Raw genomic sequence first — 17,315 nt, forward strand, 5'->3', positions numbered from 1 at the left:
CTACTGCGGTAGCTGCCGGCTCGACGACGAGCAGAGGGTGGCTGTCAGGTTACTTTTTGACCGAGTAATCCTGGCCCCAGACCCGCACCGAACTCGAACTCTCGATCGGTCCTTCAAACACGAACTTCTGCCGCACTGCCGCCTTGGCCGGGATGGTGACTTCGTCCGGGTTGTCGAGGCTGACAGTCAGGTTGTTGGCGTAACCGTCCTGGTCGATCGCCAGCAGGGCGCCGGTCTGCTTGAGGTTGATCAGCCGCAACTGGCTGTCGCTGCTGTTCTTGAAACCCAGGGTGACGTTGAAACTGTCGCCGGCGGCTTCGGTCTTCAACACCTGGACCTCGACGCGGCCTTTCATTTGCTCACGGGAGGAAATGATCGAGGCACCGTCGACGCCTTGCGCCGATTGGCGACCATCGAGCACGCCTTCGCTGACGCCGCCCAAGAGGTTCTTGCCTGCCGAAATGGCTGACGAGACGGCGGACTTGGCAGAGTCCTTGATGGTGCTTTCGCTGCTTGGCTCAGCCTCGGCCAGGCACAGCGAACTCAGGAGCAAGCCGGACACCAGAAGCAGGGAACGCGCAGGAGTAAGGGTCATACATAGTCCTTTATCGGGGTTGCTACTCCGCCAACTCAGGCGGTGAATGGCAGGCAGGTTGCACCAATCAAAGCGCCAAGTCACTAGCTACACAACGCCCGGAATGCCACATCCCACCGGCCGGTAAACCGCGGTCTGATCGCGGGCGGCATGCAAATTGCTCCTGTTCCCGGTCTTTCCCAGGCTGGAATCTGCGCATGCTGCACTCGCACCTCACCACCCTCAATGCAGTTTCACTGGTCCTCAACACCTTCAAGGAGCAGGGCCAGGACAGCGACGCGCTACTGGCCGGCAGCGGTATAAACGCCGCCGACCTGAGCCGCGCCGACACCCGCATCACCACCAGCCAAGAGATGCTGGTGTGTGCCAACGCCGTGGCCCTGCAGCGGGATATCGGCCTGGAGCTGGGCCGGCGCATGCACGTTTCCTCTTACGGCATGCTCGGCTATGCGCTGCTCACAAGTGCCACCTTAGGTGACGCTTTGCGCCTGGCGCTGCGTTATCCGGCGCTGATGGGAACACTTTTCGAACTCAGCCTGGAAACCGACGGCTCGCGCATCTGGCTGACTGCCGCCGACTATCGCGAATGCCCGGCCCTGGCCGCATTCAACACCGAGTTCTGCCTGGTGTCGATGAAGGTCATCTGCGACGACTTGCTGGGCCACGCCTTGCCCTTGTTGGGCGCGCGCTTCGACTATCCGGCGCCGGACTATCAACGGCGCTACCGCGAGTCCTTCAACTGCCCACTGCAATTCGACGCCGATCGCAATGCCTTCGCCTTCGACCGGCACTGGCTCGACCAGCCGCTGCCCCTGGCGGATGCAATCACCCACCAGGCCATGGCCGAGCGCTGCCGCAAGCAGAACACCGAGTTCACCGGGCGCCAGGCCTGGCTCGGACGCATCCGCCAGCTGCTGGCAGCGCAGCTGGATGCCGCGCCGGGGCTGGAGGGGCTGGCGGAACAGATGAACTGCTCGGCCCGGACCTTGCGCCGCCACCTGCGGGACCTGGGTTGCAGTTATCAGGAACTGCTGGACGAGCTGCGTTTCGAGCGGGCCAAACAGATGCTCTGCGAAGACCAGATGCCCATCTACCGGATTGCCGAAGCCCTGGGCTTCAGTGAAACCGCGAGTTTTCGCCATGCCTTCATCCGCTGGAGCGGTGTGGCGCCGAGCCAGTTCCGGCCCTGAGACAAACCCCGGCATAAAGCCGCCGATTGCATTACATTGCCGACCTTTGACACCAGCAAGGGACTGCAAGCTTGAACCTAATCACAGGCGCCATCGCCCGGCGCATCGGTATTCGCGGGGGGTGCCTGGCGCTGGTGCTGCTAGCCGGCATCCCCCTCGCCCAGGCCTTCGAGCTGTCCAAAATCCGCTGGTGGGAAATGCAGAGTGGCATCCTCCTGGACGATCCGGAAACCGCCACGCTGCAACTCGAACCCTTTCCCCTGCCCGGGCTGGCCCAGGCGCCGGCCCGAGTGATCCTCAGCCAATACCACGGCCTGTTCTATCTCAACGGCTATGCGGATGGGCAGTACCGGCAGCGGGTCTACAAGTCGCCGCCCATGCCGCTGTTCAACGCCCAGGAACTACAGGCCTGCGTGCCCGAGCAGCAACCCGTTGGGGCCACGGACAACTGGCCGTCGAGCAAGCAGCTGGAATCCGCCCTGAGCCTGACCAAACTGAGTTTCGACTGCCAGAGCCCAGGCTGGGAGTTGAGCAATCGCTATCTGCTGGTGGACAGCCGCGATCCCCAACGGCCATTGCTGGCCATCGGTCAGCGCCAGGGCGAGGCACAGATCGACTTCACCCCGCAGCAACCGATCAGCCCCGAACTGCAGCAGCAATGGCAACAGGCCCTGCACAAATACCCGAAGTTGCTGGAGCCCTTTGACGCCAGCAGCGGCCAGCTGCGCGTCAAGCCCTATGCGCCGCAGCCCAGCGCGGAGCAGGTCTGGACAGAGTTTCGCCAGTTGCACGCGCAATTGCGCGATGCCAAAGACAAGGCTCCGGGCATCGTCCGGGTGGAGGCCTTCTTCACCCGTCATGACTTTCGCGCGATCGCCCCCGAGCGCAGCACCTACCCGGGCCTGCTCAACGACATCGCCTATTGGGCCACCGAGGCCGGCCAGTTGCAGAGCGCCCGGCCGTGGCTGGCGTACGTGCTGCGTCGCGACCCGGGGCGCATGCCGACCTACCTCAATCTGGCGGACCTGGATTGGCGCCTGTACCAACAGCAGCCCGCGGACACCCGGCACCGGGGCCGGGCCATGGAGAACTATCGGCTGTACTGCGGGCTGCGCCTGCAACGCCAGCTGGGGGTCCCCGCCAGGGTCACCCAGCGCCTGGGCCTTGAGGCACCCAGCGAACCGGCCTGCCAAAGCGCCTGGCCGCTGGTGACGGCGGTGGACCAGGGTGACGCGGGCGAAGTCCGGCGCCTGCTGGAGAACGGCCTGAGCGGCGACGTCATAGCCACCGATGGGCGCCCGGCGCTGTTGCACGCCCTGGATAAACCCGACCTCGACATCGCCCGGCTGTTGCTGGTTCATGGCGCCCGCCCCCAGGGTCAGTACAACGGCCGCACCCAGGTGTTCCTGGCCATGCGCCGCGACCTCAAGGACAACCCCGACCTGAGCCAGGCCAAGCGCCTGAACTTCCTCCTGCAGGCCGGCGCCGCCATCGATGAACAGGATGCACAGGGCGGCACCGCGCTGCAGGAAATGGCGAAAAACCGCGAGGACATCGAGCGCTTCAACTGGCTGCTGCAACACCCCCAGGACCTCGACAAGCGCAGCGGGCCAGACGGCGTGACCGCGCTGTTCCTGGCGCTCAAGGGCGGCAACTACGCCGCTGCCAGGCCACTGATAGAGGCCGGTGCCAACCTCAACCTGAGCTACGGCCGCGATATCTGCGCACAGCAGCCGATTCGCGAAAGCCTGCTGATGATCGTGGCCGAACAGGGTTCGCCCGAGGTCATCAAGCCCTGGGTCAGCCAGCAAGAGAGCCTGGACATGTTCACCCTGCTGCTACAACGTGGCGCCGACCCCAATGTCGGCCGCTACTGCAAGAACAACGGCTACACCTGGCTGCTGGAGATCATGGCCCGGCGCAAGCGCGACGACATGCTCAAGGTGCTGCAAGGTTTTGCGCCGCCACCGCCGGCGACAGCGTTTCGTCTTTGAGGCGTGGCGCCGAGCCTGAGACAAAGCCCGGCAGAAAGCCGCCGATTGCATTACATTGCCGACCTTTCTACCGGCAAGGGACTGCAACGTTGAACCTATTCTCAGGCGCCAACGCCCGGCGCATCGGCATTCGCGGGCTTGGCCTGGCGCTGGTGCTCCTGGCGGGCGCACCCGCCGCCCAAGCATTCGACCTGGACCTGGGCGCGATCAAATGGTCGGGAATGGCTCGCCACTTCGTCATCGACTATCCGGAAACCGCCGCCCTGCAGATCAAGCCATTCCCCTTGCCGGGCCTGGCGAAGGTGCCAGCGCGGATCATCCTGACCCAGTACCGCGGGCTGTTCTATCTCAACGCCTATCAGGACCTGGAGTACCAGCATCGGGTCTACAAATCGCCGCCCATTACCCTGTTCAGCCCCGCCGAGCTGCGGGCCTGCGTGTCCCCGGAGAATCCGGTCCAGGTCGCCGACAACTGGCCGGCAACCAATACCCTGGACACCGGCATCACCCTGACCTCGCTCGACTTCAACTGCAAGGAGCCCAGTGACTGGCAGCTCAGCCAGCGCTACCTACTGATCGACCAGCGCGACCCGCAGCACCCGCTGCTGGCGATCAGTCACCGCCGGGACCTGAGCCAGCTGGAGTTCACCCCGCTGCAACCCATCAGCGAGGAAACCGGGCAGCAATGGTTACAGGCGCTGCAGACATTCCCGCCGTGGTTCCGGCCCTTCACCCGCGGCACTGGGCCGATCACCCTCAACCCCCATGTACCAGAGCAGGCTCCGGACCCGGACAGCGTCTGGAAGCAGTTCCGCGCGCTGCACGAGCAACTGCGCACCGCCAAGGACAAGCAAGCGGGCATCAACCAGGTGGAGGACTTCTTCGTCATTCATGACTTTCGCGGCATCGCCAGCGACCGCCGTGAATACCCCGGCCTGCTCAACGACATCGCCTACTGGACCAGCGAAGCCGGGCGCCTGAGAACCGCCCGCCCCTGGCTCAAGGAAGTGCTGCGCCGCGACCCCGGGCGCATGCCGACCTACCTCAACCTGGCCGACCTGGACTGGGCGATCTACCAACAGCGAACCCTGGACAACATTCACCAGGGCCGGGCCATCGAGGGTTACCGGGTGTATTGCGGCCTGCGCCTGCAACGCCAGATGAGCATCCCGCCCCGGGTGCTGCAGCGCTTGGGCCTGAAAACCGCCAACCCGCAAGCCTGCCAGGCCTTCTGGCCCCTGGTGGACGCCGTGGATGCCGGCAACCTGGCCGAAGTGCAGCGCCTGCTGGCCACTGGCATCAGCGGCGAGGTCATGGCCGACGATGGCCGCAGCGCCCTGTTGCATGCCCTGGACACACCGCGCCTGGACATCGCCCGGTTGCTGCTGGCGCACGGCGCCCACACCAGCGGCCTGTACAACTGGACCACCCTGGCGACCCTGGCCATGCGCCGCGACCTGGGCGACAGCCCCGACCTGAGCCAGGGCGGGCGTTTGAAGTTTCTCATCGAGGCCGGGGTTGCCATCGACGAGCCCGACAGCCAGGGCCAGACGCCACTGATGCAGATGGCCGAGAACAAGCGCAGCCTGCAAGGCTTCAGCTGGTTGATGCAGTACCCGCAAAACCTCGACCTGCGCAAAACCAGTGATGGCGAAACCGCGCTGTACCGGGCTTTCTCCGGCAACAACTACGTGGCCATGAAGCAGCTGATAGAGGCCGGCGCCAACCTCAACCTGAGCTACGGCCGTGGCACCTGCTACAACCAGCCCGTCGGCGAGAGCCTGCTGACCCTGGTCGCCGACAAGACCTCCGCCGACGACAAGTCCCCCTACGTCAGCCAGCAGGACACCCTGGAGTTGTTCAGCCTGCTGCTGGAAAAAGGTGCCGATCCCAATGTCGGCCAGCACTGCGAGAAAAAGGGCTACGCGCTATTGCTGGAAGCCATCGCCCGGAAAAAACGCGAGGACATGCTCAAGGTACTGCAGCGCTTCGTTCCCGCCCCGCCCGCCAGCTGAACAGGACGGCGCCCCGTAACGGGGCGTCATGCCTCTTTAAGGGGCGAATTTCGGTCAAACACTTTGGCCGCATAAATCCCCTTTTGGCCGCTCCTGCCGTTCTCCCAAACCCCGCGCCCCGCAAGACTGTGATCCACCGAATCAGCCTGCGGAGAACAAGAAAATGCTGACGATCTACTCGGACGATCACCACCTGCACCACGGCCGTTGTGAACTTATCGACGGGCAACTGATGCCCTGTTTCGAAATGCCTTCCCGGGCCGACCATGTGCTGGACCGGGTGAAATACCGCAACCTTGGCCCGGTAGAGGCGCCCAAGGACTTCGGCCTGGGGCCCATTGAGCGCGTCCACAGCCGGGCCTACCTGGACTTCTTCAAAGGCGCCTGGGAGCGCTGGGCGGCACAGGGCATCGACGGCGACCTGCTGCCCTACACCTGGCCCGCACGCACCCTGCGCAGCGTGATTCCCACCAGCCTCCATGGCCAGCTCGGCTACTACAGCTTCGACGGCGGCGCGCCGATCACCGCCGGCACTTGGCAGGCGGCCTATAGCGCGGCGCAAGTTGCCCTCACCGCCCAGGCGGTGATCCAGCGCGGTGCCCGCAGCGCCTTTGCCCTGTGCCGTCCACCGGGACACCACGCGGCCGGCGACCTGATGGGCGGCTACTGCTACCTGAACAACGCGGCCATCGCCGCCCAGGCGTTCCTCGATCAGGGCCACAGGAAAGTCGCGATCCTCGACGTCGACTACCACCACGGCAACGGCACCCAGTCGATCTTCTACGAACGCAGCGACGTGCTCTTCACCTCGATCCACGGCCACCCGGAAGCCGAGTTCCCATTCTTCCTGGGCTATGCCGACGAAGGCGGCGAAGGCGCCGGGGAAGGCTTCAACTTCAACTACCCGCTGGCCGCCGGTAGCGGCTGGGATGTGTGGAGCGCAGCCCTGGAGCAGGCCTGCAACGAGATCCACAGCTATGACGCCGACATCATCGTGGTGTCCCTGGGCGTGGACACCTTCAAGGACGACCCGATCTCGCAATTCAAACTCGACAGCCCGGATTACCTGGCCATGGGCAAGCGCATCGCCGCCCTCGGCAAGCCGACGCTGTTCGTCATGGAAGGCGGTTACGCGGTAGAGGAAATCGGCATCAACGCCGTGAACGTTCTCGAAGGTTTTCAAAGCGCCCATTGAGGGATTCGCATCATGAAAAGACTCCAACGCTTTATCGTTCCAGCCCTGTGCGCCAGCCTGCTGGGTACCGCCGCCCACGCCGAAGAACGCACGCTACGGGTGTACAACTGGTTCGACTACATCACCCCCAAGGCCCTGGAGGATTTCAAGGCTCAGAACAGCCAGGTGAAGCTGGTCTACGACATCTTCGACACCAACGAAGCCCTGGAAGCCAAGCTGCTGACCGGCAACTCCGGGTATGACGTGGTGGTGCCGTCCAACGTGTTCCTGGCCAAGCAGATCGAGGCCGGGGTGTTCCAGCCCCTGGACCGTAGCAAGCTACCCAACTGGAACCACCTGGACCCCAAGCTGATGAAGCTGATCGAGGCCAACGACCCGGGCAACCAGTTCGCCGTGCCCTACATGTACGGCACCATCCTGATCGGCTTCAACCCGGACAAGGTCAAGGCCGCCCTCGGCAACCAGGCGCCGGTGGACAGCTGGGACCTGATCTTCAAGGAAGAGAACATCAGCAAGCTCAAGCAGTGCGGCGTGGCCCTGCTGGATTCGCCATCGGAAATCCTGCCCCTGGCCCTGCAGCACCTGGGCCTGGACCCCAACAGCAAAAAGCCGGCGGACTACGAGAAGGCTGAAGCGCTGCTGATGAAGATCCGGCCGTACATCACCTACTTCCACTCGTCCAAGTACATGGCCGACATCGCCAATGGCGATATCTGCGTGGCGGTGGGCTATTCGGGAAGCTTCTCCCAGGCCGCCAACCGCGCCAAGGAAGCCAAGAACGGCGTGACCGTGGACATGCGCCTGCCCAAGGAAGGCGCGCCGATCTGGTTCGACATGCTGGCGATCCCCAAAGGCGCCAAGGACCAGGAAGATGCCTACACCTTCATCAACTACCTGCTGCAACCTCAGGTGATTGCCCCGGTCAGCGACTTTGTCGGTTACCCGAACCCGAACAAGGACGCCACCGAGCTGGTGGACCCTTCGATCCGCAACAACCCCAACTTGTATCCGACAGAAGCGGCGATGAGCACCCTGTATACCCTGCAGCCGCTGCCTCGTGATGCGGAACGGGCACGCACCCGGGCCTGGACCAAGATCAAGTCCGGGACCTGATTGGCCGGGAGCGCACGGGCGGTATTCGGGTGGGCGGCGGGACGCGGTGGATGATGGACCGCGTCGCCGCTGTTCGCCGGCAAGCCGGCTCCTACACAGTGGCAGTTAGCAGCCGGTGAGGCCTTGGGGGGTGCGCTCTTCGGTGAAGAACCACGGCCGCAGGCGCACGCCGACGCCATTGCCGATGAAGGCCGCCACCAGCCACAGCCAGCCATGCAGGCTGCCAGAGGCGATGCCGCTGAAGTAGGCGCCGATGTTGCAGCCGTAGGCCAGGCGCGAGCCGTAGCCCAGCAACAGCCCGCCAATCACCGCCGCCACCAGGGAGCGGGTGGGGATCTTCAGGCTCGGGGCAAAGCGCCCCGCCAGTCCCGCTGCCAGCAAGGCGCCCAGGACGATGCCGATGTCCATGACGCTGGTGATGTCCTGCCACACCGGGGCGGCCAGGGCCTTGGCGTTCGCTGCGCCCTGCCAGAACACCCAGCTGCTCACGTCCACACCCAGCCCGCTGGCGACTTTCGCGCCCCACAGGGCAAAGGCCGAGGTGATGCCCCATGGCCGCCCCGCCAGGGCCAGGGTGGCGAAGTTGAGCAACGCCAGGGCCACTGCGCCCCAGACCAGCGGCCAGGGACCGCGCAACAGTCGACGCCAGCCCTGGTGCTGGCTGGCCACCGGCGCTTCAAGGCTGCCGTAGCGGCGCTTTTCCAGGGTCTGGGTGAGCAAGGCGATCAGCGCGAACAGGCACAGGCTCAAGCCCAGGGCCGGGCCGACGCCGAAGCCGAAGCTCTGGACGATGGAGATCGGTGGCAGCGACGGCAAGGCAAACCACCAGTCCACATGATGGGTGGCAATCAGCGAGCCGCAGATAAAGAACGCCAGGGTCACCAGCATCCGCGCATTGCCGCCACCGACGGTGAACAGGGTGCCCGAAGCGCAGCCGCCCCCCAGTTGCATGCCGATGCCGAAAATGAAGGCACCGAAGATCACCGAAACCCCGGCCGGCGCCACCAACCCGACCACCGGCTGACCGAACAGGCTGCCCGCCCCCAGCGCCGGGAAAAACAGCAACACCGCCAGGGCCAGCATGACCATCTGTGCCCGCAGGCCGGCGCCGCGCCGATCGCGGATGAACACCCGCCAGGCCGAGGTGAAACCGAAGGCGGCGTGGTACAGGGTCAGCCCCAGGGCGGTGCCCAGCAGCAACAGCAGCACCTGTCGCGCCCCCACCTGGGTCTGCAGGAATAGGGCACCGCCCACCAGGAGCAACAGGGCGAACAGCGGAGCGCCGAACTTGCGTTCAGGCGCCAGGGAGAGGGTCTGGCTCATGAGGGCTCTCGGGCAGGAAAAGGCCCGCGAGTATACCCCGTCAGACCCGCCAGGCCTGATGCAGGCGGCCCAGGGCTGCCTGGATATCGGCCTCAGGCACCGCAGCGAAGCCCAGCACCAGCCCGGCCCGCTGGTCCTCGGGCAACCGGGTTTCCGGCAACCAGTAAGTGCTCAGGCCGTTGACCTCGACATCGACGCTGGCCGCCTGCGCCACCAGTTCCTGCTCGCGGGCCAGGCTGTCCACGCGCAATGTCAGGTGCAGCCCGGCTGCCACGGTGGGCAATGGCCCGACCCCTTCGATGGTCTGGGGCCAGCCGGCGAGCAAGGTGTTGCGCCGACTCAGAGCGGCCCGACGCATGCGGCGGATATGCCGCTGGAAATGCCCGGCCGCCATGAACTCGGCCATCACCGCCTGGGTGCTGACCTCGGAATGGCGCACATCCACCGCCCGGCGCTGGGCGAAGGCCTGTACCAGATTCGGCGGCAGCACCAGATAACCCAGGCGCAAGGCCGGGAACGCCACCTTGCCGAAGGTGCCGACGTAGATCACCCGCCCCTGCCGGTCCAGCGCCGCCAGCGGAGCCAGGGGCGCGCCGCTGTAGCGGTACTCGCCGTCGTAGTCGTCCTCGACGATCCAGCCCTGGCTGCGCTCGGCCCAGGCCAGCAGTTCCAGGCGCCGAGCCAGGCTCATGATCACCCCGGTGGGGTACTGGTGGGACGGGGTGACATAGGCCAGGCGGCAGTTGTGCAGTTGCTCCAGCTGACGGCAGTCGATGCCTTCCTGATCCACCGCCACGCCCTGCAACTGTGCCCCAGCCACGGCGAAGGCGTGACCGGCAGCCCGATAGCCGGGGTTTTCCACAGCCACGTTGTCGCCGGGCTCCACCAGCAACTGTGCACAAAGGCTGATGCCCTGCTGCGCGCCACTGGTGATCACAATTTGTTCAGCGCTGCATTGCAGTCCACGGGCACTGCGCAGGTAAGCGGCGATCAAGCTGCGTAGCCGCGAATCGCCAGCGGAATCGCCGTAGCACAGCTGACGCAGGTCCGGCCTGCGCCAGAAAGCCGCATTCAGCTTGGCCCAGACCTCGAACGGGAACAGATCGAAAGCCGGCACGCCGACCCGAAATGCCCGCGGCGGACCACTGGGCGGCGTGCTCAAATGGTGCTTTTGCAAGCGCTGCAAACCACTGCTGTGGATAACTTTACTGGATGTAATCCCAGGTAAATCCACTGATTTTGTGGATAAACCTGTGGGTAAGCCTGTTGAAAACCCTGTGGATACTTTTGTGGATAGTTTTTTGACCGGGAGCCGGGTTTCCGGCAATTGGGCCACATAGGTGCCATCGCCGACCCGGCCTTCGATAAAACCCTCGGCATACAGCTGGTCATAGGCACGTACCACGCTGTTGCGGGAAATCCCCAATGCCGCTGCCAGATCACGGCTGGCCGGCAAGCGCGTACCACTGGCCAGACGCCCGTCCAGCACCCGCATGCGCAGGGCCTGGTACAGCTGGCGACTGAGGCCCTGGCGACGATCCAGTTCGATACCGGCAGGGTTGAAAGACAGCGGAGGCAAAGCACTGTTCATCAGGGTATACCCAGGGAATTGGACCTATGAAATAGATCACAGATGGCTCTTACAACGAACCATTAGCCTGCCTAGGATGCAGCCACTCGCCAAGGATTTTTTCTATGTACCTACCTCGCGCTTTCGTCGATGAAGACCTCACCCGCCTGCACGGGCTGATGCAGCACAGCCGTCTGGCGACCCTGGTGACCTGGGGCGCCCTGGGCCTGCAGGCCAGTCACCTGCCACTGTTGCTGAGCCCCGAACAGGGCCCCAATGGCACCCTCTACGGGCACTTGGCCAAGGCCAACCCACAGTGCGCCGAGCTGGCCAGCGGCGCCGAGGTCCTGGTGATTTTCACCGGCGAAGACGCCTACGTCAGCCCGTCGTTCTATCCGAGCAAGGCCGAACACGGCAAAGTAGTGCCGACCTGGAACTACGTGGCGGTGCACGCCTACGGCCAGCCCGAAGTATTCACCGACCCGCAGCGGCTGCTGAAGGTGGTCGAGGGCCTGACCGAGCGTCACGAAGCCGGCCGGCCCCAGCCGTGGAAGGTGGCTGACGCCCCGGCCGACTACCTCGACAGCATGCTGCGGGCGATTGTCGGTTTTGCCCTGCCGATCCAGCGCCTGGAAGGCAAGCGCAAGCTCAGCCAGAACCGCAATGCCGAAGATATTGCCGGGGTACGCGAAGGCCTGGCGGCCAGCGCCGACCTGGGCGACCAGCAGCTGTCCCGGCTGATGGGTTAGGTTTGCGTACAGAACATTTTGCGTACAGAACAATAAAGGAGCCTTCATGAGCCAGATCCAGATCCGCCCCGTCACCGCTGCCGACCATGGCGCCTGGCTGCCTTTGTGGCAGACCTACCTGCGCTTCTACGAAACCGAACTGCCGGACGCCGTGACCCAAAGTACCTGGCAGCGTTTTCTCGATGCCGGCGAGCCGACCCACGCGGCCCTGGCCTGGGACGGCGAGCGCGCCGTGGGCCTGGTGCATTTCATCTACCACCGCTCCAACTGGAGCATCGAGAATTCGTGCTACCTGCAGGATCTGCTGGTGACCCAGGACCAGCGCGGTACCGGCGTCGGCCGCCAGCTGATCGAGTTCGTCTACGCCCAGGCGAAACAGGACGGCTGCGCCAAGGTGCACTGGCTGACCCACGAAACCAATGCCACGGCCATCCAGCTGTATGAGCGCATTGCCGAGCGCCCCGGCTTCATCCAGTTCCGCAAACCCCTCTGAACCCGCAAGGAGCCACTGCATGTCGATTTCTCTCGCCGACTGGAAAGGCGTTCCCGCCCCTTCGGCCACCCTGCTTGAAGGGCGCTTCATCCGCTTGGAAAGGCTCGACCCGGCGCGCCATGGCGACGATCTGTTCCAGGTGCTGCAAGGCCCTGGCGCTGACCCCGTACTGTGGAACTACCTGCCTTATGGCCCCTTCCCCGAGCGCGCGACGTTCGATGCCTGGCTCGGTAACCACGCCGTCGCCAGCGACCCGTACTTCTTTACCGTGATCGACCGCGCCAGCGGCCAGGCCCAGGGCCTCATCAGCCTGATGTCCATCGTCCCGGCCCAGGGTCGTATCGAGATCGGCCACGTGACCTTCGGTGCACCGATGCAACGTTCGCCAAAGAGCACTGAAGCGGTGTATCTGCTGGCCAAGGAAGCCTTCGCCCTGGGTTACCGGCGCCTGGAATGGAAGTGCAACAACGCCAACGCCCGCTCGCGCTACGCCGCGGAACGTTTGGGTTTCAGCTTCGAGGGGGTGTTTCGCCAGCACATGGTAGCCAAGGGGCAGAACCGCGATACCGCGTGGTTCTCGATCCTGGATGGGGAATGGCCGGCCATCGCCAAGGGCTTCGAGCAATGGCTCAGCGATGAGAACCAGAGCGGCTCGGGGCAGCTCAAGTCCCTGGCGGAGTGTCGCGGCTAAGCGGGGGGTTTCGCCGGCAAGCCGTCTCCTACAGGCCTGTGTAGGAGCTGGCTTGCCAGCAAAGGACTCAACCGAGCTTCTGCGCCAACACCGCAATATGCTCCGGCCCGATGCCGCAGCAACCGCCCACATGGCTGGCACCGCGCTGGTGCCAGTCCGCCACCCAGTGCAGATAACCCGGCGGGTCCAGGTCTTCGCGCAGCGGGCACAGGCCATCGTTGGCGGTGGCATCCTCGGGCTGCGGCGGGAAGGCGTTGGCGTACACGCCGATATGGATCTGCACCCCCAGGCGCTCGAAGGTTTCACGGGCCGCATCCACCGCCGCACCAATCACTTCCGGCTGGCTGCAGTTGAACAGCAGAGTCTGCACGCCCAACTGCGCCGCCACTGCCGCCGCTTCTGCGACCGGCTCGCCGGAACGCAGGCGCGGTACTTCATCGACTTCTTCATCCTTCAGGGTGAAGGACAGCCAGAACGGCTTGCCGTCCTTGGGCAAGCCGGCGTGGATGGCCCGCGCCTCGGCAATCGAACTCTGGGTTTCCGCCAGCCACAGGTCCACGAAAGGCGCCAGCCCCTTGACCAGCGGGCTCAGCACTTCCTCGACCCGGGACGCATCGAACAGATCCGGGCGATAGGAGCCGAATAGCGGCGGCAACGAACCCGCCACCCGCACCGACTTGCCGGAGGCTTCTACCGCGCGGCGCGCCAACTCACCGGCCAGAGCCGCCAGGGCTTGGCCTTCAGCGGCAAAACGTTCCTCGCCGATATGAAACGGCACCACCGCGTAGCTGTTACTGGTGATTACGTTGGCACCGCTGTCGATATAGGCCGCGTGCACCGCCTCCACTGCCTGGGGCGCCTCGCTCAGGGCCAGGGCCGACCATTCAGGCTGCCGGAACGGCGCCCCGCGACGCTGCAGTTCACGCCCCATACCGCCATCGAGAATTACCGTATTGCCTGCGCCCATATGCTTTTTACTCATATGCTTATGAAAATAACTCACTACCGGAGTCGTTCTTATAACTATTAAATACGCACCATTCGGTTAATAACAACTCTTTTTCAGTCAGGATCCCGATGAATTTCCAACCGCTGCTGGCCCTCGGCCTGACCCTTCTCGCCGCCTCTTCCCAAGCCTTCGCCGGCGCCACCCTGGAGCGTATCGAGCAGAAAAAGGAGCTGGTGGGGGTGCTGATGGAAAGCTACCCGCCCTTCTCTTTCCTCAATGACCAGAACCAGCTGGACGGCTTCGACGTCGACGTGGCCAAGGCCGTGGCCGACAAGCTGGGCGTCAAGTTGCGCCTGGAAACCCCGTCCTGGGATGTGATCGCCGCCGGACGCTGGAGCGGACGCTACGACATCTGCATCTGCTCCATGACCCCGAGCAAGGCCCGCGCCGAAGTCTTCGACTTCCCAGTACAGTACTACGCCTCGCCGGCGGTGATCGTGGTCAACGCCAAGGATGATCGTATCCACGGCGCCAAGGACTTGAGCGACAAGAAGGTCGGCCTGACTGCCGCCTCCAGCTACGAGAGCTACCTGAACAAGAATCTGGTGATCGAAGGCGCTGAAGACACCCACCTGCAATATCCCTTCGAGAACGTGCAAATCGCCCCCTACGATACCGACAACGTGGCCTTCCAGGACCTCGGTCTGGGCCCGGGCGTGCGCCTGGATGCGATTCTCACCAACCTGGTCACCGCGCAACCACGGCTGACTCAGGATTCGCGCTTCAAGCTGGCCGGCGAGGCGCTGTATGCCGAACCCAACTCGGTGGCCATCGAGAAAGGCGATGCCCAGTGGAACGCCAAGGTGCGTGAAGTCTTCGCCCAGTTGAAGCAGGACGGCACCCTGAGCAAGCTCTCGCAGAAATGGATCGGCGCCGATATCAGCCAATGACTGCCTACACGCCACCGCCTCAGCCACCCCAATCGGTGGCTGAACCGCTGCTCAAGCGCCTGCTGGGTTTTCGCAGCCGCCTGTACCTGACCTGGGCGACCCTGCTGGTGCTGTTCGCCAGCTTCTTCCTGAGCTTCGACCTGAAGTTCTCGATCATTCTCGACAAGCTGCCGAACCTGCTGGGCCTGCACCTGTCCCCCAGCGGCTTTCTCCAGGGCGCGGCACTGACCCTGTTCCTCTGCGCCTGCTCCATCATCGCTTCGTCGCTGCTGGGCTTCATCACCGCCCTGGCACGCCTGTCTTCAAGCGCCGTGGCTTTCGGGATTGCCAGCTTCTACGCCTCGTTCTTTCGCGGCACGCCGCTGCTGATCCAGATCCTGCTGATCTACCTCGGCCTGCCGCAACTGGGGGTGGTGCCGGGCGCCATTACCGCCGGGATCATCGCCCTGTCGCTGAACTACGGCGCCTACCTCAGCGAGATTTTCCGTGCCGGTATCCTTGGCGTACCCCACGGCCAACGCCAGGCCGCCCTGGCCCTGGGCATGAGCGACAGCGTGATCTTCTGGCAGGTGACTCTGCCCCAGGCCATGCGCACCATCATCCCGCCGGCCACCAACCAGTTCATCTCGATGCTCAAGGACTCGTCGCTGATCTCGGTGATGGGGGTCTGGGAAGTGATGTTCCTGGCCCAGTCCTACGGCCGCTCCAGCTACCGCTACATTGAAATGCTCAGCACCGCGGCGCTGATCTACTGGCTGCTGTCCATCGGCCTGGAACTGATCCAGGCACGGATGGAAAAGCATTACGGCAAGGGCTACGCCAAACGCGGTTGAGGTTCAAGCGAGGGCCCGGGGGCACCCGGGCTTCTTTCCGAACGCTCAAGCTCATCGAGCAGCGAACGGGCGCGGCTGGTTCTCTGCACTTTCACCACCCCCATCTGCAGGCCGAAAGGCTTGAACACCGCATTCAGTGACTTGAGGGTCGGGTTGCCGTCACCGTGTTCGATATGGATCAGGGTGCGCAGGGAAATCCGGCACATCCTGGCGAACTGGCTCTGATGCAGCCCCGTGACTTCGGTGCGCAGACGCTTGACCGCATCGCCAATGGGCAAGCGACCGCCAGCCATTTCCTGCTGGATGTTGTCGATCAGGGCCCCGCGTTCTTCCAGCGTCATGTTCATCGCAATCCCCACTCCTGCAGGCGTCGGTCCAGGTGGCGCAAGTGAATACGCGGATGATTCAAGGTGGCTTCGGGCAAGCCGCCGGCACTCAGCAGGTCCGGCAGGGCCCGCAGTTGTTCGGCATCGGCGCGCAGGCGAGTGAGGGCGGCCTCGGGGTCGAGCAGCGGCTTGAGACTGGCGCACACCAGGCGCCAGTCGACGTCACCGGCCACTTCCATGCGCCCGGGCCACTTGGTGGTGCGGGCAATCCCCTGGTCATCCATGACCTTGGGCGCCAGGTCATGGATCGGGGCCAGATGCACCCCAGCATCAGTGCGAACCACCGAAAGCGTGCGGCCATGATTGTCGGTGTTGCCGAGGATCCTGTTGAGCAGATCGCGCCGCAGGTAGTCCGCCACTAACTCGGGGATAGACGCCTCCTGGCCGGTGGCGCGCCACAGTTCGGCGAGGATCCCCAGTACCTCGGTATGGCGCATGCCTTGGCCATGGCCCACCAGCCCGGCCAGGGAATAGATCGACTCCACCGCCAGACGCTCGACTCCAGCGGCCGTCCGCCGACGGTCAAAACGCTGCATCCACAGGCTTGGCCGACGCCCCTCTTCCAGAGCCAGCCCGTGAGCCGGCAAGGTCTCGATACCCAACTGCTGCAGCGCCCGGTAGTAATGAAACTCGCTCCTGAGGATGTCGCAGTCATTGGGCGAAGCCGGGTTACGGGGGAACTTGACCCACCAGTGACGCGCTGCCGCGGCGTCATCGAGCAGCGCATCGGGGTACAACAAGCCCTCGCGGTTTTCTGTCAGCAACAGCTTGGGCGCTTCGTCGCCGATGCTCGCCGTGCCACCAAAAGCCGCCGCCTGCTCATGGGCGTATTCAAGAAAACGGTTATCCAGGGTCGCCACCTGCTCCCGGGTGAAGCCCAGGGTCGGACGCCTGTGCAGCCCTGCCAGGGATTCCTTGATCCGCAGATGGCCAATGGGCGCGGCGGTGCTTCGGGCCAGGAGGAACAACTCGCTGCCCATGCCATCGGGCCGCTCATGGCCGATCTGCCGGAGCAAAAAGCGCCGCGCCGCCGGCGTGGCGACCAGGTCATAAAGAAAGGCCGGAGCCCGGTCTTCTCGCCAGGGCTGCCAACCCAAAGGTATCTGTGCACTGACCGAACGACTCAGCGGGCTGGCAACAGCTTCCAGGTTGTCCACCAGATACTGCGGGACATAACCAAAGCTGCAAGGGCTGGCAAAGCCCTCTTCAGGGTTGTCGAAACTCAGGGTCATGGCATCGGCCCACGCCCCTGCACCGTAGAGCTGCAAC

The 17,315-nt window shown here is 64.3% G+C and carries 15 protein-coding genes and 1 pseudogene; 10 read left to right on the forward strand and 6 right to left on the reverse strand.

The window, feature by feature from the left end; all coding sequences use genetic code 11:
- Positions 1-49: 49 nt before the first annotated feature.
- A complete protein-coding gene (locus FW796_RS12700) occupies positions 50-595 on the reverse strand; it encodes a hypothetical protein (protein WP_210457850.1) in 546 nt (181 codons plus the stop codon).
- 197 nt (positions 596-792) lie between these two features.
- On the opposite strand from FW796_RS12700, the gene FW796_RS12705 reads away from it, so the two are divergent.
- The 5 genes from FW796_RS12705 (at position 793) to FW796_RS12725 (ending at position 8,102) form a co-directional block, all read left to right on the forward strand.
- Positions 793-1,785: an AraC family transcriptional regulator gene (locus FW796_RS12705; RefSeq protein ID WP_210672039.1), complete on the forward strand. Its 993-nt coding sequence runs from the start codon at positions 793-795 to the stop codon at positions 1,783-1,785.
- Between the two features lie 71 nt (positions 1,786-1,856).
- Positions 1,857-3,779: an ankyrin repeat domain-containing protein gene (locus FW796_RS12710; protein WP_404937930.1), complete on the forward strand. Its 1,923-nt coding sequence runs from the start codon at positions 1,857-1,859 to the stop codon at positions 3,777-3,779.
- A gap of 89 nt (positions 3,780-3,868) precedes the next feature.
- Positions 3,869-5,794 carry an ankyrin repeat domain-containing protein gene (locus FW796_RS12715; protein ID WP_446439410.1) on the forward strand — a complete coding sequence of 642 codons (1,926 nt, stop codon included), beginning with the start codon at positions 3,869-3,871 and terminating at the stop codon, positions 5,792-5,794.
- A 163-nt stretch (positions 5,795-5,957) separates the two neighbouring features.
- The gene (locus FW796_RS12720) at positions 5,958-6,989 is read left to right on the forward strand and encodes a histone deacetylase family protein (protein ID WP_446439411.1); all 1,032 of its coding nucleotides are present in this window, start codon (positions 5,958-5,960) and stop codon (positions 6,987-6,989) included.
- Between the two features lie 12 nt (positions 6,990-7,001).
- Positions 7,002-8,102, forward strand: coding sequence for a polyamine ABC transporter substrate-binding protein (locus FW796_RS12725; protein ID WP_446439412.1), 1,101 nt, complete (start codon positions 7,002-7,004; stop codon positions 8,100-8,102).
- 105 nt (positions 8,103-8,207) lie between these two features.
- Here FW796_RS12725 and FW796_RS12730 read toward each other — a convergent pair whose 3' ends face one another.
- Together FW796_RS12730 and pdxR are read right to left on the reverse strand one after the other, a co-directional pair.
- Positions 8,208-9,425 (reverse strand): YeeE/YedE family protein, encoded by a 1,218-nt coding sequence (locus FW796_RS12730; protein ID WP_446439413.1) that lies wholly within the window; start codon positions 9,423-9,425, stop codon positions 8,208-8,210.
- Positions 9,426-9,465: 40 nt separating this feature from the next.
- Positions 9,466-11,016, reverse strand: a complete 1,551-nt coding sequence (gene pdxR, locus FW796_RS12735) for a MocR-like pyridoxine biosynthesis transcription factor PdxR (protein ID WP_404937935.1) — start codon at positions 11,014-11,016, stop codon at positions 9,466-9,468.
- Positions 11,017-11,120: 104 nt separating this feature from the next.
- On the opposite strand from pdxR, the gene FW796_RS12740 reads away from it, so the two are divergent.
- Genes FW796_RS12740 through FW796_RS12750 form a run of 3 tightly spaced genes read left to right on the forward strand, consistent with a single transcriptional unit; the run spans position 11,121 to position 12,928 of the window.
- Complete coding sequence (locus FW796_RS12740; protein WP_446439414.1) at positions 11,121-11,744, forward strand: FMN-binding negative transcriptional regulator; 624 nt, start codon at positions 11,121-11,123, stop codon at positions 11,742-11,744.
- 46 nt (positions 11,745-11,790) lie between these two features.
- Positions 11,791-12,237, forward strand: coding sequence for a GNAT family N-acetyltransferase (locus FW796_RS12745; protein WP_346634759.1), 447 nt, complete (start codon positions 11,791-11,793; stop codon positions 12,235-12,237).
- Between the two features lie 19 nt (positions 12,238-12,256).
- Positions 12,257-12,928 (forward strand): GNAT family N-acetyltransferase, encoded by a 672-nt coding sequence (locus FW796_RS12750; protein ID WP_346634758.1) that lies wholly within the window; start codon positions 12,257-12,259, stop codon positions 12,926-12,928.
- A gap of 67 nt (positions 12,929-12,995) precedes the next feature.
- Here FW796_RS12750 and FW796_RS12755 read toward each other — a convergent pair whose 3' ends face one another.
- Positions 12,996-13,895: a homocysteine S-methyltransferase family protein gene (locus FW796_RS12755; RefSeq protein ID WP_346634757.1), complete on the reverse strand. Its 900-nt coding sequence runs from the start codon at positions 13,893-13,895 to the stop codon at positions 12,996-12,998.
- Between the two features lie 110 nt (positions 13,896-14,005).
- Here FW796_RS12755 and FW796_RS12760 point away from each other — a divergent pair, with 110 nt between their 5' ends.
- Both FW796_RS12760 and FW796_RS12765 read left to right on the forward strand, forming a co-directional pair.
- Positions 14,006-14,827, forward strand: coding sequence for an ABC transporter substrate-binding protein (locus tag FW796_RS12760; RefSeq protein WP_346634756.1), 822 nt, complete (start codon positions 14,006-14,008; stop codon positions 14,825-14,827).
- Entirely contained in the window at positions 14,824-15,660 is an 837-nt protein-coding gene (locus FW796_RS12765; protein ID WP_446439415.1) for an amino acid ABC transporter permease, read from the forward strand. Before FW796_RS12760 ends, FW796_RS12765 begins: the two co-directional genes overlap by 4 nt.
- Before the next feature lie 80 nt (positions 15,661-15,740).
- Here the strand turns inward: FW796_RS12765 and FW796_RS12770 are convergent.
- Positions 15,741-16,007, reverse strand: a pseudogene (locus FW796_RS12770) (helix-turn-helix domain-containing protein); the annotation flags it as partial.
- Complete coding sequence (locus FW796_RS12775; RefSeq protein ID WP_446439467.1) at positions 16,004-17,278, reverse strand: type II toxin-antitoxin system HipA family toxin; 1,275 nt, start codon at positions 17,276-17,278, stop codon at positions 16,004-16,006. The pseudogene FW796_RS12770 and the gene FW796_RS12775, both read right to left, overlap by 4 nt.
- Positions 17,279-17,315: the final 37 nt, after the last annotated feature.

The organism is Pseudomonas sp. 910_21 (assembly GCF_052850735.1).

Bases quoted from the DNA above. Each gene is read 5' to 3' on its own strand.
- FW796_RS12700 (WP_210457850.1), bottom strand. From the start codon at position 595: ATGACCCTTACTCCTGCGCGTTCCCTGCTTCTGGTGTCCGGCTTGCTC.
- FW796_RS12705 (WP_210672039.1), top strand. From the start codon at position 793: ATGCTGCACTCGCACCTCACCACCCTCAATGCAGTTTCACTGGTCCTC.
- FW796_RS12720 (WP_446439411.1), top strand. From the start codon at position 5,958: ATGCTGACGATCTACTCGGACGATCACCACCTGCACCACGGCCGTTGT.
- FW796_RS12725 (WP_446439412.1), top strand. From the start codon at position 7,002: ATGAAAAGACTCCAACGCTTTATCGTTCCAGCCCTGTGCGCCAGCCTG.
- FW796_RS12730 (WP_446439413.1), bottom strand. From the start codon at position 9,425: ATGAGCCAGACCCTCTCCCTGGCGCCTGAACGCAAGTTCGGCGCTCCG.
- pdxR (WP_404937935.1), bottom strand. From the start codon at position 11,016: ATGAACAGTGCTTTGCCTCCGCTGTCTTTCAACCCTGCCGGTATCGAA.
- FW796_RS12740 (WP_446439414.1), top strand. From the start codon at position 11,121: ATGTACCTACCTCGCGCTTTCGTCGATGAAGACCTCACCCGCCTGCAC.
- FW796_RS12745 (WP_346634759.1), top strand. From the start codon at position 11,791: ATGAGCCAGATCCAGATCCGCCCCGTCACCGCTGCCGACCATGGCGCC.
- FW796_RS12750 (WP_346634758.1), top strand. From the start codon at position 12,257: ATGTCGATTTCTCTCGCCGACTGGAAAGGCGTTCCCGCCCCTTCGGCC.
- FW796_RS12755 (WP_346634757.1), bottom strand. From the start codon at position 13,895: ATGGGCGCAGGCAATACGGTAATTCTCGATGGCGGTATGGGGCGTGAA.
- FW796_RS12760 (WP_346634756.1), top strand. From the start codon at position 14,006: ATGAATTTCCAACCGCTGCTGGCCCTCGGCCTGACCCTTCTCGCCGCC.
- FW796_RS12765 (WP_446439415.1), top strand. From the start codon at position 14,824: ATGACTGCCTACACGCCACCGCCTCAGCCACCCCAATCGGTGGCTGAA.
- FW796_RS12775 (WP_446439467.1), bottom strand. From the start codon at position 17,278: ATGACCCTGAGTTTCGACAACCCTGAAGAGGGCTTTGCCAGCCCTTGC.